The sequence below is a fragment of the Citrobacter sp. wls619 genome (assembly GCF_005281345.1).
Classification (GTDB): domain Bacteria; phylum Pseudomonadota; class Gammaproteobacteria; order Enterobacterales; family Enterobacteriaceae; genus Citrobacter.
Genome location: NZ_SZXJ01000101.1, coordinates 115,835 through 131,175, shown reverse-complemented (window position 1 = coordinate 131,175; position 15,341 = coordinate 115,835). Strand labels below are relative to the sequence as shown.

General features: G+C 52.6%; 14 protein-coding genes. 6 read left to right on the top strand and 8 right to left on the bottom strand.

Features of this window, described 5'->3' with window-relative positions; translation table 11 throughout:
• Positions 1–46 precede the first annotated feature (46 nt).
• A complete protein-coding gene (locus tag FDX19_RS23145; RefSeq protein ID WP_137384555.1) occupies positions 47–2,245 on the top strand; it encodes a TonB-dependent siderophore receptor in 2,199 nt (732 codons plus the stop codon).
• Positions 2,246–2,370: 125 nt separating this feature from the next.
• A complete protein-coding gene (gene pheP / locus FDX19_RS23140; protein WP_137384554.1) occupies positions 2,371–3,765 on the top strand; it encodes a phenylalanine transporter in 1,395 nt (464 codons plus the stop codon).
• Between the two features lie 54 nt (positions 3,766–3,819).
• Here the strand turns inward: pheP and FDX19_RS23135 are convergent, their stop codons facing one another.
• From FDX19_RS23135 to FDX19_RS23120, 4 genes are all read right to left on the bottom strand, one after another.
• Positions 3,820–5,064 carry a mechanosensitive ion channel family protein gene (locus FDX19_RS23135; protein WP_137384553.1) on the bottom strand — a complete coding sequence of 415 codons (1,245 nt, stop codon included), beginning with the start codon at positions 5,062–5,064 and terminating at the stop codon, positions 3,820–3,822.
• 64 nt (positions 5,065–5,128) lie between these two features.
• Positions 5,129–5,782: an oxygen-insensitive NAD(P)H nitroreductase gene (gene nfsB / locus FDX19_RS23130; RefSeq protein WP_137384552.1), complete on the bottom strand. Its 654-nt coding sequence runs from the start codon at positions 5,780–5,782 to the stop codon at positions 5,129–5,131.
• Positions 5,783–5,901: 119 nt separating this feature from the next.
• Positions 5,902–6,270: an MmcQ/YjbR family DNA-binding protein gene (locus tag FDX19_RS23125; protein ID WP_048212349.1), complete on the bottom strand. Its 369-nt coding sequence runs from the start codon at positions 6,268–6,270 to the stop codon at positions 5,902–5,904.
• Positions 6,270–6,851, bottom strand: coding sequence for a TetR/AcrR family transcriptional regulator (locus FDX19_RS23120; protein WP_137384551.1), 582 nt, complete (start codon positions 6,849–6,851; stop codon positions 6,270–6,272). The genes FDX19_RS23125 and FDX19_RS23120 overlap by 1 nt, the downstream gene beginning before the upstream one ends.
• A gap of 191 nt (positions 6,852–7,042) precedes the next feature.
• On the opposite strand from FDX19_RS23120, the gene FDX19_RS23115 reads away from it, so the two are divergent.
• Both FDX19_RS23115 and FDX19_RS23110 read left to right on the top strand, forming a co-directional pair.
• The gene (locus FDX19_RS23115) at positions 7,043–8,155 is read left to right on the top strand and encodes an MBL fold metallo-hydrolase (protein ID WP_137384550.1); all 1,113 of its coding nucleotides are present in this window, start codon (positions 7,043–7,045) and stop codon (positions 8,153–8,155) included.
• Positions 8,156–8,172: 17 nt separating this feature from the next.
• Positions 8,173–8,514, top strand: coding sequence for a RamA family antibiotic efflux transcriptional regulator (locus tag FDX19_RS23110; RefSeq protein ID WP_005122005.1), 342 nt, complete (start codon positions 8,173–8,175; stop codon positions 8,512–8,514).
• A gap of 22 nt (positions 8,515–8,536) precedes the next feature.
• Here the strand turns inward: FDX19_RS23110 and FDX19_RS23105 are convergent, their stop codons facing one another.
• Both FDX19_RS23105 and FDX19_RS23100 read right to left on the bottom strand, forming a co-directional pair.
• Entirely contained in the window at positions 8,537–8,785 is a 249-nt protein-coding gene (locus tag FDX19_RS23105; RefSeq protein WP_005122002.1) for a DUF1158 family protein, read from the bottom strand.
• 66 nt (positions 8,786–8,851) lie between these two features.
• Positions 8,852–9,970 (bottom strand): YbdK family carboxylate-amine ligase, encoded by a 1,119-nt coding sequence (locus FDX19_RS23100; RefSeq protein WP_137384549.1) that lies wholly within the window; start codon positions 9,968–9,970, stop codon positions 8,852–8,854.
• Between the two features lie 144 nt (positions 9,971–10,114).
• Between FDX19_RS23100 and FDX19_RS23095 the strand changes: the two genes are divergently transcribed.
• On the top strand, positions 10,115–10,819 hold the full coding sequence (locus tag FDX19_RS23095) for a GNAT family N-acetyltransferase (RefSeq protein WP_137384548.1): 705 nt from the start codon (positions 10,115–10,117) through the stop codon (positions 10,817–10,819).
• Between the two features lie 18 nt (positions 10,820–10,837).
• Here FDX19_RS23095 and entD read toward each other — a convergent pair whose 3' ends face one another.
• Together entD and FDX19_RS23085 are read right to left on the bottom strand one after the other, a co-directional pair.
• On the bottom strand, positions 10,838–11,515 hold the full coding sequence (entD, locus tag FDX19_RS23090) for an enterobactin synthase subunit EntD (protein ID WP_137384547.1): 678 nt from the start codon (positions 11,513–11,515) through the stop codon (positions 10,838–10,840).
• A gap of 50 nt (positions 11,516–11,565) precedes the next feature.
• Complete coding sequence (locus FDX19_RS23085; protein WP_137384546.1) at positions 11,566–13,857, bottom strand: TonB-dependent siderophore receptor; 2,292 nt, start codon at positions 13,855–13,857, stop codon at positions 11,566–11,568.
• Positions 13,858–14,108: 251 nt separating this feature from the next.
• On the opposite strand from FDX19_RS23085, the gene fes reads away from it, so the two are divergent.
• Positions 14,109–15,326: an enterochelin esterase gene (gene fes / locus FDX19_RS23080; RefSeq protein ID WP_137384545.1), complete on the top strand. Its 1,218-nt coding sequence runs from the start codon at positions 14,109–14,111 to the stop codon at positions 15,324–15,326.
• The last annotated feature ends 15 nt before the right edge of the window (positions 15,327–15,341 follow it).

Genomic DNA, 15,341 nt, shown 5'->3' with positions numbered 1-15,341 from the left:
CCGGGGCGCTCTCCGGCAACGTCGTCAGACTTTTAATGGCATAGCTATGGACAACACTAAAACATACGCACGCTTAATGAGAAAAACGGTGCTGGCCGCTATTATTGGCGCGCTTTCCGGCACGGTGAATGCTGCTGAGACTCCCACAGAAGCGGAAGAGACCATTGTGGTACAAGCTGCAGAGGGACGTGATTTTAAACCCGGTGGCGATACGCTACTGCCTGCTTTTCTCGACGGTCAGGTCGCCAATGGCGGCAGGCTGGGGATGCTTGGTCAGCAAAATGCCATGGATGTGCCATTTAACGTTATAAGCTACACCTCAAAACTGGTCGAAGATCAGCAAGCTAAGACCGTAGCCGATGTTGTCGCCAATGACGCGAGCGTGCAGGCGGTACAAGGCTACGGTAACTACGCGGAGACATACCGTATTCGCGGTCTGAAACTTGACGGCGATGATATGACTTTTGGTGGATTATCCGGTGTGCTGCCGCGTCAGGTGGTGGATACGCAGATGATCGATCGCGTTGAAATCTTTAAAGGTGCGAATGGATTGCTCAATGGCGCGGCTGGTAGCGGCGTTGGCGGGATGATTAATCTTGAACCCAAGCATGCAGACGATACGCCGATCACACGTCTTGGTCTGGATTACACCAGTGACTCACAGGTGGGAACGTCGCTCGATGCCGGACGCCGTTTTGGTGACAATAACCAGTTCGGTGCCCGTGTGAATCTGTTGCATCGTGAAGGGGAGGGGGCGGTAGACGACGATAAACGTCGTACTACGCTGGCATCGCTGGGACTGGATTACCGTGGCGACCGTTTCCGCAGTTCATTAGACGTTGGGTATCAGAAAAAAACGTTTCACGGTGGCAACATGGGGATCAATATTTACTATGTGCCATTTGTCCCCGATCTACCGAAAAATACGCACAACTATAGCCAGAGATGGGGTTATAGCGATATTGAGAATGAGTTCGGTATGGCGCGTACGGAATATGATCTGACCGATAACTGGACCGCTTATGCCGGTTTAGGTGCGCAGCACGCGCATGAGATTGGCTTGTACAGTGCCCCGGAAATATACAACCAGGCCGGTGACGCGAAAGCCGGACGCCTTGATACCAATCGTATTATTGATGCGTTCAGCGGGATGGCAGGGCTGCGCGGGAATTTTGATACGGGTTTTGTGTCGCATAAGGTTAACATAGGTTATTCCGCCGTCACTAAAGAAGACAAAATCGCCTGGCGCATGGGGTCACGTGCCGCACGTCCGGACGTCAATATCTACGATACGCAAGCTGTCGCAAAACCCGCGGTGACGGCGACGGGAGGCAACTATAGTGACCCGCTAACCAGTGGACGTACGCGTAGTCAGGGGTGGTTACTCAGCGATACGTTGGGCGTGCTTGATGATCAGCTTCTGTTTACCGTCGGCGCGCGCCACCAAAAGGTCGTGGTACGTGATTACAACAAAGAAACTGGCGCTGAAAACGTTAAGAACAGTTTTGATGACAGCCGCTGGATGCCGACGTACGGTGTTGTATACAAGCCGTGGCAGGAACTCTCTTTTTACGCGAACCATACCGAATCGCTACAGCCAGGCAGCACCGCGCCAAGCAATGCGGTGAACTACGGTCAAAGCACCGGAATCATCCATGCAAAACAGAATGAGGTCGGGGTCAAAACAGACTTTGGGCGTGTAGGCGGCTCACTGGCGTTGTTTGAAATTAAAATGCCGGTCGCGCAACTGGATAGCCAGACCCGGTATTACGCCATCAACGGTGAGCAGCGTAACCGTGGCGTGGAGCTGAATGTTTTTGGTGAGCCGGTGTTAGGACTGCGGCTGAACGCCAGTGCAACGTGGCTGGATGCGACGCTCAGTAAAAATCAAAACGGCGTCAACAACGGTAACACGGCAATCGGCGTACCGGACTTCTATGCGGTGCTGGGGGCTGAATATGATATTAAACCGGTTGAAGGGCTCACCGCGACGGCACGGCTGAACCATTCTGGCGCTCAGTATGCCAACGCGGCAAATACCAAGAAACTCGACAGTTTTACCACACTGGATTTAGGTGTGCGTTACCGTATGTCACTCAATCAAAACCAGAACCAGATGATTTTGCGTGCAGGGGTCGATAACGTCACCAACGAAAATTACTGGTCAGGTATTGATGATACCGGGACTTATCTGTTCCAGGGCGAGCCGCGCACGCTGAAGGTTTCCGTCAGTTACGACTTCTGATTTTTTTCCTGGGCCTCGGTGCGTTGGGCAAGGATGCCCGGCGTATCCAAACGATTGCGCCTTGCGACAACCAGGTTGAAATGTTAAAAGAAGCCCCTTCAATAAAAACCACACAGGGGTAGGGCGTGAAAAACGCGTCAACTGCATCTGACACCAGCGTGTCTGATGCCGCGTCGACGAATGAACCGACGCTTCAGCGGGGGTTGCAAAACCGCCATATTCAGTTAATTGCGCTGGGCGGCGCAATTGGTACTGGCTTGTTTCTGGGAATCGGCCCGGCTATTCAGATGGCGGGACCTGCTGTATTACTCGGTTACGGTGTTGCCGGGATCATCGCGTTTCTGATCATGCGCCAACTGGGCGAAATGGTGGTTGAAGAACCCGTTTCAGGATCGTTTGCCCACTTTGCCTATAAATACTGGGGTCCGTTCGCCGGTTTCTTGTCTGGCTGGAACTACTGGGTGATGTTTGTGCTGGTTGGCATGGCAGAACTCACCGCAGCCGGAATTTATATGCAGTACTGGCTGCCTGATGTCCCAACCTGGATTTGGGCCGCGGCTTTCTTCGTGATTATCAATGCGGTCAACCTGGTCAACGTACGTCTGTATGGCGAAACGGAATTTTGGTTTGCGCTGATTAAAGTCCTGGCGATTATCGGCATGATTGGCTTTGGTATCTGGATGCTGTTTTCCGGCAACGGTGGCGAACATGCAAGCATCGATAACCTGTGGCGTTATAACGGATTTTTCGCGACTGGCTGGAACGGACTGATCCTGTCGTTGGCGGTGATTATGTTCTCGTTTGGTGGTCTGGAACTGATCGGAATTACCGCTGCCGAAGCGCAGGACCCGCAAAAAAGTATCCCGAAAGCGGTAAACCAGGTGGTGTATCGTATTTTGCTGTTTTACATCGGTTCACTGGTGGTGCTGTTGGCACTGTATCCGTGGGTGGAAGTAAAATCGAATAGCAGCCCGTTCGTGATGATTTTCCATAATCTCGACAGTAACGTGGTGGCATCTGCGCTGAATTTTGTCATTCTGGTGGCTTCACTGTCGGTCTACAACAGCGGTGTTTATTCAAACAGCCGTATGCTGTTTGGCTTGTCGGTACAGGGAAATGCACCGAAGTTTTTAACCCGTGTCAGCCGTCGTGGCGTACCGGTGAACTCATTGATTCTGTCCGGCGCGATTACGTCGCTGGTGGTGCTGATCAACTATGTGTTGCCGCAAAAAGCCTTCAGCCTGTTGATGGCGCTGGTGGTTGCGACGCTGCTATTGAACTGGATTATGATCTGTCTGGCGCACCTGCGTTTCCGGGCGGCAATGCGTCGTAAGGGGCGTGATACTCAGTTTAAAGCGTTGCTGTATCCGGCAGGTAACTACGTGTGTATCGCCTTCCTCGGCATGATTCTGGTGCTGATGTGCACCATGGATGATATGCGCTTGTCCGCTATCCTACTGCCCGTGTGGATCCTGTTCCTGTTCGTGGCATTCAAACTGCTGCGTCGCAAGTCCCGCTAATACCTAACCGATCTCATCCTGGTGATGAGATCGGTCCTTTCTTCATGCTACCGATTAACGCTGAAAAACGCCTGCCAGTGCACGAATATCATTTCCGGTAGGGGATTGATGAATGCGTAAGCCAAACTCTTCGACGACGGCAAAAATATGGTCGAAGATATCAGCCTGAATACTTTCATATTCCAGCCACACCACCGTATTGGTAAACGCATAAATTTCAATCGGTAAACCGTGGTCATCGGGTGCAAGCTGGCGCACCATTAATGTCATATCTTTGCGAATACGCGGATGATGACGCAAATATTCGTTCAGATAAGCGCGGAAGGTGCCGATATTGGTCATCTGACGATGATTCAATACGGACTCAGGCGCATCAAATTGCTGGTTCCACTCGCTGATTTCCTGGTGACGCGTGGTTAAATAGGGCTTCAGCAGATGCGCTTTATGCAATCGCTGGCGTTCATCTTCATCGAGAAAATGAATGCTGGTGGCATCGATGCTGATGCTACGTTTAATGCGTCGACCACCGGAAGCCGACATCCCGCTCCAGTTTTTAAACGAGTCTGATACCAGCGACCAGGTGGGGATAGTGGTGATGGTGTTATCCCAGTTGCGTACTTTTACCGTGGTTAATCCAATATCAATAACCGCGCCATCGGCACCGTATTTCGGCATTTCCAGCCAGTCGCCCAGCTTGAGCATATCGTTGGCTGACAGCTGAATACCGGCGACCAGTCCGAGGATCGGATCTTTAAATACCAACATTAAGACGGCGGCCATCGCACCCAGACCGCTGATCAGTATTGCCGGGGACTGGCCAATCAGCAGAGAAATCATCAATATTCCGACGATAATTGCGCCAATTAACTTGATGCCCTGAAATATTCCTTTCAACGGCAGTTGCGATGCGGCAGGGAGTTTTTGCGACAGATTGAGAATCACGTCCAGCAGGGAGAATAAAGACAGCAGAGCGTACATCATGATCCACAATTGTGCGCAGGTGACTAATATTTCTGCGGCTTCACTGCCTTTCTGTAGCCAGAGTGCGGCCTGTATATTGACAATGATACCCTGCAGGGTGAATGCCAGCCGGTGAAATAATTTGTTCTGCGTGATGATTTGTAGCCACAGGCGGGAACTGGCGTTGGCGCGCTTTTCAAATGCGCGTAACACCACCCAGTGCAAAATAACGTGAACAATAATGGCAGTGATAAAAATAATGCCAAAAATCATCACCAGTGAGGTGGTGTGATTTATTTCAATGCCGAGTTCTTCTACCTGAGATATCAATTCCTGCATAATGTCTCCTTAATAAACAGCGGTCTATGATGACCGCTGTGTGGAGCTTATGCAAATGTGGGGATCAGACTTCTGTCAGCGTCGTTTCTTGCGGCAGACGTGATTTGGGCAGGGCAGCGTTGAAGTCTTCTACGCTGTGATGACCTACCGGAACCACTACAACGCTGGTGTAACCCTTTTCTTTCAGACCAAATTCTGCATCCATGATGGCTGCATCAAAGCCTTCAATCGGTACAGCATCCAGACCCATCGCTGCCACACCCAGCAGGAAGTTACCGACGTTCAGGTACACCTGTTTCGCCATCCAGTGGTTGTCGTCTTTCAGTTCCTTGCGGTGCAGGTCGGCAAAGAATGTACGACCTTTGTGGTTTGCCGCTTTGGCTTCCGGGGTAGCAAAGCGTCCATCGCGCTCTTCTTGATCCACCACGCGTTCCAGCCACGCATCGTCCATCGCCGTTTTGGCGCAGAATACCACGACGTGGGAAGCATCCAGCATTTTACGTTCGTTGAACACAAAGCCGCCGGCTGCGGATTTAGCCACCCGCGCTTTTCCTTCGTCAGTGCTGGCAACGATAAAGTGCCACGGCTGAGAGTTGGTACTGGACGGACTAAACTGCAGCAGTGTTTTTAATTTTTCTGCTTGCTCAGCGGTCAGTTTTTTATTCGGATCAAATGCCTTAGTGGAGTAACGTTTTAAGGCGACAGAAACAATATCCATAACTACTCCTGGTGGTTTTTCGTACCCTGCGGGTGCGTTTTGTTTCAGCAGGGTACAGGGTTAGCGGGAAAATGATAAGACCGAAAAATGCAAAAACACTTATCGACGCTAACGATAAATCAGCCAGGCCGCAGGCGTTTTTGATCCCGCTTAGGCAGGCCGTCCACCACCCGATGCCATGAGTCGTTCACCAGGTCAGTCAGTAATGACTCGCTAATATCATCGCCGGGGTAGACGGATATCCAGTGCTTTTTATTCATGTGATAGCCCGGTTCGATACTGCGGTAAATCTGCTGATTCAGCAGTGATTTCTGTGGGTCTGACTTCAAATTAACCAACGGACGACCGCGCTGCTCTGAGACAATCATAAAAATCTTACCGCCGACTTTGAAGACATCGTATTCCGGGCCGAACGGCCAGCATTGCTCAGTAAAAGGCAGTTCGAGCGCAATACGTTTAGCACACGCATGCAGCGTTTGGCCGTCCATTATTTTTCCTCGCGGGTCAGTGCGCGCCACATGGCCTCAAACCCCATCGAAATATATTCATTCGCGCGGGCAGGATCGCGGGCGGCAAATTCCATGGTTGTTTCTGCCAGTGAAAGAAAAAGCCCATCACCGAAGGCACGATATTCATCAGACATAAATTCAGGGCGAACGGAACGATGACATAAATCGCGCAGTTCCGGAAACATATCGTCAGCCTGCTGTTCGGTTTCTTTGCTAATTTTCTCGCTGACGGCCAGTTGGCGGATAGTGCGATGTCCACAAGTATGGTCCAGACCCCAACTGATGTAGCTGTTCCAGATGTAGTGAGTCATGGTTTTGGCATCGGTCACTGAGCGATCCAGATTTGCCATCATTGACTGGCAGAGGTCTTGCTTTAAATGGAGGTAAAGCTCGTTGATCAGATCATCTTTTGTTGCGAAATAGCGAAACAATGTTCCCTCTGCGACACCTGCATTTCGGGCAATAACGGCGGTAGAGGCCGCAATGCCAGATTGTGCAAATGCTGTGGTTGCAGCTTCCAGTAATGCCTGTTTTTTGTCTTCACTCTTCGGACGAGCCACTACACTTTACCCCTAAGTCTGTAAAAAAATAGGATTGAATCACGGCCTTTGCAGCACCGCAACGGCGAATGTCAAAGATTGAAAATCATCTTGACGACAAACTTTCGATTTCTATAATGAGTGCTTACTCACTCATAATCAAGAGTCAGTCGCGCAACCCAGCGGAAAGGGAGCGCGTTTAAGGTCAGGATATGAAGCGTCTCACAGTTTGTGTGGTTGTTATTATGCTCATTGCCGCAGCAGCAAGTTTACCGTTTGTACTCAATGCCGGATTTGGTCAGGCACCGCAAGGAGCACAACTGAGTCAGGTTGAACAGTCGCCACACTATCGTGATGGACAGTTTCATAATCAGGTGCCGACCCCGGGCTATACCGGCAACAAAGGTATGCTGGCGGCCTGGTGGGAGTTTTTGGTCGCAAAGCGTGAAAATGCACGACCCGCGCAGCCGTTACCCCTGGTTGCGACCGATCTCGCCAGTTTATCGCCACAGCAGGATACCCTTGTCTGGCTGGGGCATTCCTCGTGGTATTTGCAGTTGGCGGGCCAGCGTATTCTTATTGATCCGGTGTTGAGCAATTATGCCGCACCGTTTTCATTCCTGAATAAAGCCTTTGCCGGCGAGTATCCGTGGACCGCGCAGACGATGCCGGAGATCGATCTTCTTATTATCTCGCATGATCACTACGACCATCTGGATCTCGCCACCATCAAGGCCCTGATGCCGAAGATTAAGCGCGTAATTACGCCACTTGGCGTGGGATCGCACCTGCGTTACTGGGGAATGAACAGCGAGATCATTGAGGAACGCGACTGGAATCAATCCGTCAAAGTGACGGATTCACTGATCGTCCATGTCTTGCCTGCCCGCCATTTTTCTGGCCGGGGGATTAAACGTAACCAAACGCTGTGGGCCAGTTTCATGTTTGAAACGCCGGAACAGAACGTTTACTACAGCGGCGACTCCGGCTACGGGCCGCATTTTAAAGCGATTGGCGAGCAGTTTGGCAAGGTCGATTTGGCAATCATGGAAAATGGCCAGTATGACCAGGACTGGAAGTTCATTCATATGATGCCGGAAGAGACCGCCCAGGCCGCAGCCGATCTCCACGCGAAAGCGGTATTACCCGGACATGCGGGTCGTTTCGTTCTGGCAAAACACACCTGGGATGATCCCTACAAAAGACTGGCACTTGCCAGTCGCCGCCAACATTACCGATTGCTGACGCCGAGGCTGGGTGAGCCGGTAGCACTGTCCGAACCGGACCAACAGTTTACGGCCTGGTGGCAGCAGGCAACGCAATGAACAGAGGGGAGAGCATGATGACGATTTCTGCTCAGGTAATTGATACGATTGTTGAATGGATTGATGATAATTTGAATCAACCTTTGCGCATTGATGATATTGCGCGCCATGCGGGGTATTCAAAATGGCATCTGCAACGCCTTTTTCTGCAGTACAAAGGCGAGAGCCTCGGGCGGTATATCCGTGAACGTAAGCTATTATTAGCGGCCCGCGATCTGCGCGATACCGACCAAAAAGTTTACGATATCTGCCTGAAGTATGGCTTCGATTCGCAGCAGACTTTCACGCGTATTTTTACCCGTACGTTTAGCCAGCCGCCTGGGGCATATCGTAAAGAAAATCACAGCCGCACACATTAACGGTATACGGGTTCTCGCGGGTCTATTCTGCCAGCGAGAACCAACGCCGCCAGATGAAGCGCAGTACAAAATACTCGATCACCCCGAGAAGCAAGAACCACAGACAAAACAACAAAGTATAAAACTGGTTAAGATCCATTAAATGAAAGGTTGTGACTAACTTTTGCGCCAACACCAGGCCAAGCGAAGGGGCGGGCAGCAACAGGCAGGAAAGCAGAGCCAGCAGCAGTATCCCGGCGGCGGTCATTAGTGATTCAAGCGGGTGTTTCATGGCATTGTTAAACTTGAGTTAAAAAGCCATTGTCGGGGATATCGTTGGTTAACGCAAACGTCGCGCTTAATGCCCCGCCCAGATCTCACAATGTTTTTTCACCAGTCCACTCAGCGAGCCACCGTTTGCCACAAAATCACGCATGTGCCGGACCTCATTGTGACCCTTTTTCACCTGCTGATGTAAGGTGTTTATGGCACTGACAGCCCCCACTTTTTCCGCCGATGCAGCGACAGTGTCCAGCAAGCGTAGCGTGTCATCCGCCAGGCGATGGTGATCCCCGGTATTCACGTCGGTGAGTATTCCTTCCATACCAAAACGACAGGCCTGAAAACGGTTGAACTTGTACAACAGATAATCATTTTCCTGATGCCTGAATGGCCGTTCGGTGAGTAACCAGTGGGCGGTAGCCTGAATAAGCCCGGCCATGTTGAGTGCGTGCTCAAGGGTCAGCGGGGTGTCCATCACCCGCACCTCTACCGTGCCAAAATGCGGACTGGGGCGAATATCCCAGTGCAAATCTTTAATGCTGTCAATCATGCTGGTATACGCCAGTCGGCGAAAGAGCCCGGTAAATTCCTGCCAGTTGCTCACCCATGGCATCGGGCCATTATCGGGAAATCCGGAGAAAATGTTCAGCCGTGCACAGGCAAAACGTGTATCGGCAGCCTGCATATAGGGCGAGGCCGCAGAGAGCGCAATAAAGTGGGGGACAAATCGCGACAGGCCGTGCAGCAGGTAAATCGCATCGTCACCGTTGGCGCAGCCGATATGGACATGCTGACCGAAAACCGTCGCCTGCTGAATAAGGTAGCCGAAGTTCTCCAGATTCCGCCGATAGCGTTCGTCATCACACACTTCCTGACGCTGCCATGTTTGAAACGGGTGCGTACCACCGCCGCAGATTTCGAGGTGGAGCGTTTGGGCTGCGTGCAAAACAAGGTGCTGCATGGTGGAAAACTGCGCGGCCGCCTGGTCAACATCGCGACACACCCCGGTCGCCATTTCCAGCATACTTTCGGTGATATCGTGCTTCACCTCGCCGACAGTGAGTTCTGACTTCACGGCGTCAATCAACCTGGACGCGTCCTGGCTCAGATCGTAGCCCGGAGGATTGATTACCTGCATTTCCAGTTCAATGCCTAACGTAAAGGGGTCAGAGACATGAAAATCGGGTAGTGACATCGTGTTCTCCTGAGCGTTGATTTCTAATCAGTATAGAAGGAGCGGCGATTTTCTGTTCTGCGTGAAAAATCCCTGACCAGCGCTTTGAAGGTGAAATGGCGGGTGCTATAACGTGGTTTTTGCTTGCATAACAGGGGGTGAACAGTGCCAGAGATAAATCTGTATGGGCAGACGGTGGGTGATGCCCTGCCGGACTGGAATGGCGCAACCGCGCTGCCACGGGGTGTGCTTATTGGTCAATATTGCCGTCTGGAGCCCCTGGACGCTGACCGCCATGCCGCCGATCTGTTTGACGCCTACGCGCATGCACCTGACGAACGTGACTGGACCTGGCTTGCCAGCACGCGTCCTGCGAGCGTAGAGGAGGCCGTGCGCTGGGTCACGGGCAAATCAACGGATGCCTCTTTGGTTCCCTATGCGGTGATTGATTTACAATCCGGGCGCGCCGTGGGGTTAGTCTCATTTATGGCGATCGACCTTGTAAATGGCTCGGTCGAGATAGGCCATGTGACCTGGTCGCCACGAATGAAGAATACGGTACTGGGTACAGAAACCGTCTGGCTGTTGCTACGGCAGGCGTTTGCGCTGGGCTATCGCCGCGTGGAGTGGAAATGCGATTCTCTGAACGTCGCATCCCGCCGTGCAGCGGAGCGTTTAGGGTTTATCCATGAAGGGCGCTTTCGCCAGAAAATGGTGCGTAAGGGGCGCAACCGCGACAGCGATTGGCTATCAATGATTGACGATGAGTGGCCACAGCGTGACGCTGTTTTGCAGCGTTGGCTGGCTGTCGACAACTTTGATGAAAACGGGCGACAACGCCGATCGCTGGCGGCGTTTCAACCGGCATAGTGCGTTTTCCCTGACCACTCAGACAGAAAAGGCTGGTGAGTATGATGGCGGGGCCGGGCATAGGGTAATGATGTTTTCTTCACGCCGAAACCAGCTAACGTTAACGCTCAGCCCGGCGAGGCTTTGCGAAAATGACGGGGTGATTTGCAAGGTGATCTGCGTCGTGGTGAGAGCGATAACGTTGGCGCTGGAGAAGCCCGGAAGATGAGTCAAGTGCGCTGAAAATGCCTTATACAGACTCTCTTTGGCGCTGAATGCCAGAGTTAAGGCGAGTGGAAAGGGGAGTGACGCGAGAAGCAAAACCTGTCGCTCAGTGTTGTCTATTATGCTGTCAGCAAGCTCGGCTGCGACCTGCGGCGAAAAAATAGCCTCAATGTCCAGTCCGACGGGGTGGTGTGAGACGACAGCCAGTGCCGTTGTTGCGCTATGGCTGATACTGCCAAAGAGGCCATGTGGCCACAGCGGTTGTCGCTGCTCGCCGATGCCGGGCACCGTTTTGATACCGTATTCACGCAAAGCATGTATTGCGGCGATACGTCCTGCCAGATGTTCTGCTTTACGTTTACGTGCGCCAGCGGTTAGCTGGGCATGGTGAGGGAGCCAGAGCAGATCGTGTTCGTGAAAGCTGTTGGGATCAAACCCGACAATATGCAGCGTGTGGTCAGCGAAAGGGAATGATGTGTGTGTTGTACGCATGATTTTGTATCGTTTCCCTCTCCCCACCGGGAGGAGAGGGAACAACGCTATCAGAAGTGTGTATTCACGCTCATGAACCACGTACGCCCCGGTTCGTTATAGGTGTACGCGCCAGCGCCCGCCATATAATTACCGGTAACGATATCGCCAGTGGTCTGGGCATTGCCTTCACGCCACAGACGTTTGTCAAAGACGTTATCCACGCCGCCGGTCAGGCTGACGTTTTTGGTCACGTCCCAGGTCGCGCTCAGGCCGACGATGCTGTACGGACTCACTTCTTGTGCTGAGCTGCCGGTCACCGGTTTACCCTGATAATCGTATTTCTTCGGCTGTTGTTTGCCGTACCAGGTAAAGGTGGATTGCAGTGACAGATCTTCACGAGCCTGCCAGCTCAATGTTGAGTTCAGTGTGTACTCCGGAATAATCGACAGACGTTCGCCAGTCTCTTTATTCTTGCTTTGCAGCATGTAGGTAATGTTGTTGGTCCAGGTAACGGTTTCGCTAACCGGCACGTTCAACGTTCCTTCCAGGCCTTCTACCACCGCTTTAGGAATATTTTCCCACTGATAAATATCGGTATAGGTTGTTGTGGTCTTGCCCGTAGTTGCGTTTTTCTTGCTGATAGAGGTTCTGTCAAACGGTACCGTACCCGCTTCAATCTTGTTACGGTAATCGTTGCGGAACCAGGTGACGCCGGCCAGCCAGCCGTCACGTTTGAACTCCAGACCAATCTCTTTGTTGATGCTGGTTTCAGCTTTCAGGTCATCGTTACCCATCATGTAGCAGCCAATGCCGCTGGCAGAACCGGTGGCATAGCAGCCCTGGCCCTTACTGTACAGAATGTAATTTGGGTTGAGTTGGTACAGGCTTGGTGCTTTATAGGCGCGCGCGATGCCCATTTTCAGCGTAAAGTCGTCGCCCAAACCCTGAGACAGGTTCAGCGACGGGCTCCAGTTGTCGCCTACAATGCTGTGGTGATCGAAACGCAGACCCGGCGTCAGCATGGTGCTGTCGGTCAGCTCCATGTTGTTTTCGGCAAACAGAGAGAAGATCTCGGCTTTCGAATATGGGCTGCGATCGGTGCTGCTGTAGCCTGGAATATTACCGCCCATAAAGGTCTGCGAGTTAGACAGCATGTCTTTCATGCGCTGCTGGTTCCATTCAGTACCCAGCGTCAGGTTTTGATTGACCAGCAGATCCAACGGAATGCTGATCTCACTGTGCAGCATGACGTCATTCAGGTCGGCATCGACATATTTTTGTGCAGCAGTCGGGTCGAAGATCCCCTCGGTTCCCCCGGCCAGACCTTCCGGCGTGCGAGAGTTACGCGTGTGTTCGTACTGCACCCAGTTGCTGGTGGTGACACCATTATCCCAGCCGCCGTTCCAGGTCAGCGAGTAGTTCTGACGGTACAGACGGTTAGTTTCTTTACCGTAGTTATCTTTCACCAACTGGTTAGTGTTGGTATTTTGCGTGTCACCCGCGTACAGGTTGCCCTGGCGGCTATAACCCGCTTCCAGTTCCAGTGACTGAAGTGGGGCGAAATCCCAACGCACAATACCGTTGATGTCTTTGTTGATCACCCCTTCGCGACCGGCCGGTAAGGTATTGGAATACGTACCTGTACGTTCTGACTGATGGCCCTGGTTGATATCCCAGGCATCGGCCTGCGTTTTATCGAGGTTACCGTACAGACGGAAGCTGAAATCTCCGCCCATTGGGCCATTCAGGCTAAAGTTGGTGCGTTTGGTCGAACCTTCGTCTTTGTGCTCCGGCGCGTTGAAATAGGTATCCCATGAACCGTGCCATTCACTGCTGCCTTTTTTGGTGATGATATTCACCACACCACCTGCCGCGCCGTTGCCGTAGCGTGCCGCTGCTGGGCCGCGCAGGACTTCAATGCGTTCAATCATTTCTGGTGGTACCCAGGCGGTATCACCGCGGGTATCACGCTCACCACGCCACCCCTGGCGTACAGAGTTGCGGCTGGTTACCGGCTTGCCGTCGATCAGAATCAGGGTGTTTTCTGGGCCCATACCGCGAATATCAATCTGACGGTTGTTACCGCGCTGGCCGCTGGTTGAGTTACCGGTCAGGTTCACACCTGGCATGGTACGGATGATTTCCGAGACGTCGCGAGCCGGAGGGTTCTTACGGATCTCATCTGCGGTGATGGTTGAAACGCCTGGAGCCTGCAGGTTCTGCTGAGCGGCGGTGACGACGATGGTGTCTTCATGAGAGACGGCGGCGCTATCGGTTTTATCTTCTGCCATCGCGGGCAGTGCTACCCCGTAAATCCCTAAATTGACCAATAAGGCCAGTGAATGAATCTTGTTGTTCATTGTATGTCCTGCTTTCTTTTAGCCACGAGTACCCGTGTGCCGTTTTGGGCACCAGGCCTGATGTCGCCCGCATCTGCGTAAACCCTCCGTTCCAGAAAAAGTACGCAGCGCCAGGTCGGTTTATAAGTGGTGAAAAACTGTGCGCGCTTCCCACAGCGCGTCAATACGCTATTGCAAATGCAAATAGTTATCAATAATATTATCAATATATTTCACGCTCAGATATAAAATTTCACAATAAACATGGGGTTATGACGGTGACGGCGTTAATGATGGGAAGCGAGGCGTGGTGGCAGTCAAAAAATGGCCCGGAATGGGAGCGAGAAGACAACGGCGATTACCGCGTAACGTTCTGGTGGCGTGACCCACAGGGAAGCGAAAAAGAGTCAGCCATTCGCCGGGTGTGGGTCTACATCACGGGCGTTACCGATCATCATCAAAATGCCGTACCCCAGTCGATGAGACGCATTGATGGTACGAATGTTTGGTGCTGGAGCATTTCCCTGAGCGCTAACTGGCGCGGCAGTTACTGTTTTATCCCCTCCGATCGAAACGATATTTTTGCCTCACTGGCACCGGGTGATACGCCCGATCGCACTGTGCTACGCGAGGGCTGGCGACAACTGCTGCCACAGGCGATCGCGGATCCTCTCAATACTCAAAGCTGGAAAGGGGGCCGGGGGCATGCGGTGTCCGCACTGGAGATGCCAGATGCTCCCGTACAGCCGGGATGGGATCGCCCTGAAAATCCCGACTCGCCCGCCGTATGCCTGCAATGGCACAGTGACCGGTTGGGTAATACGCGCCGGGTATGGGTTTTCACCACCGGTGAAGCCAACCCGGAAGAACGTCCCCTGGCTATTCTGCTGGACGGACAGTTTTGGGCACACAGTATGCCGGTCTGGCCGGCACTGACCTCACTCACTCATCGTGGCCAGCTTCCTCCCGCGGTATATCTCCTGATTGATGCCATTGACACGCCGCATCGCAGCCATGAATTGCCGTGTAACGCTGATTTTTGGCTGGCAATTCAGCAAGAATTATTGCCGCAGGTGAAGACCACCACGCCATTCAGCGACGACCCGCAGCGTACGGTGGTTGCCGGGCAAAGTTTTGGCGGTTTGGCTTCGCTGTATGCCGGACTGAACTGGCCGGATCGGTTTGGCTGCGTACTCAGTCAGTCCGGATCTTATTGGTGGCCGCATCGCGGTGGCCATCAGGATGGTGTGATTATTGAACAACTGAAGGCCGGAACGCTAAGCGTTCAGGGTCTACGTATTGTGCTGGAAGCCGGGACCCGCGAGCCGATTATTTTTCGTGCTAATCAGGCGCTATTCGCCCAATTTCCCTCTGCACCACAGTCTATTTTCTGGCGTCAGGTTGAGGGTGGACATGATGCGCTTTGCTGGCGCGGCGGCTTAATGCAAGGGCTGATGACGCTCTGGCAACCGCTCACCGACACGCTTTAACCGGACGATGTTCCA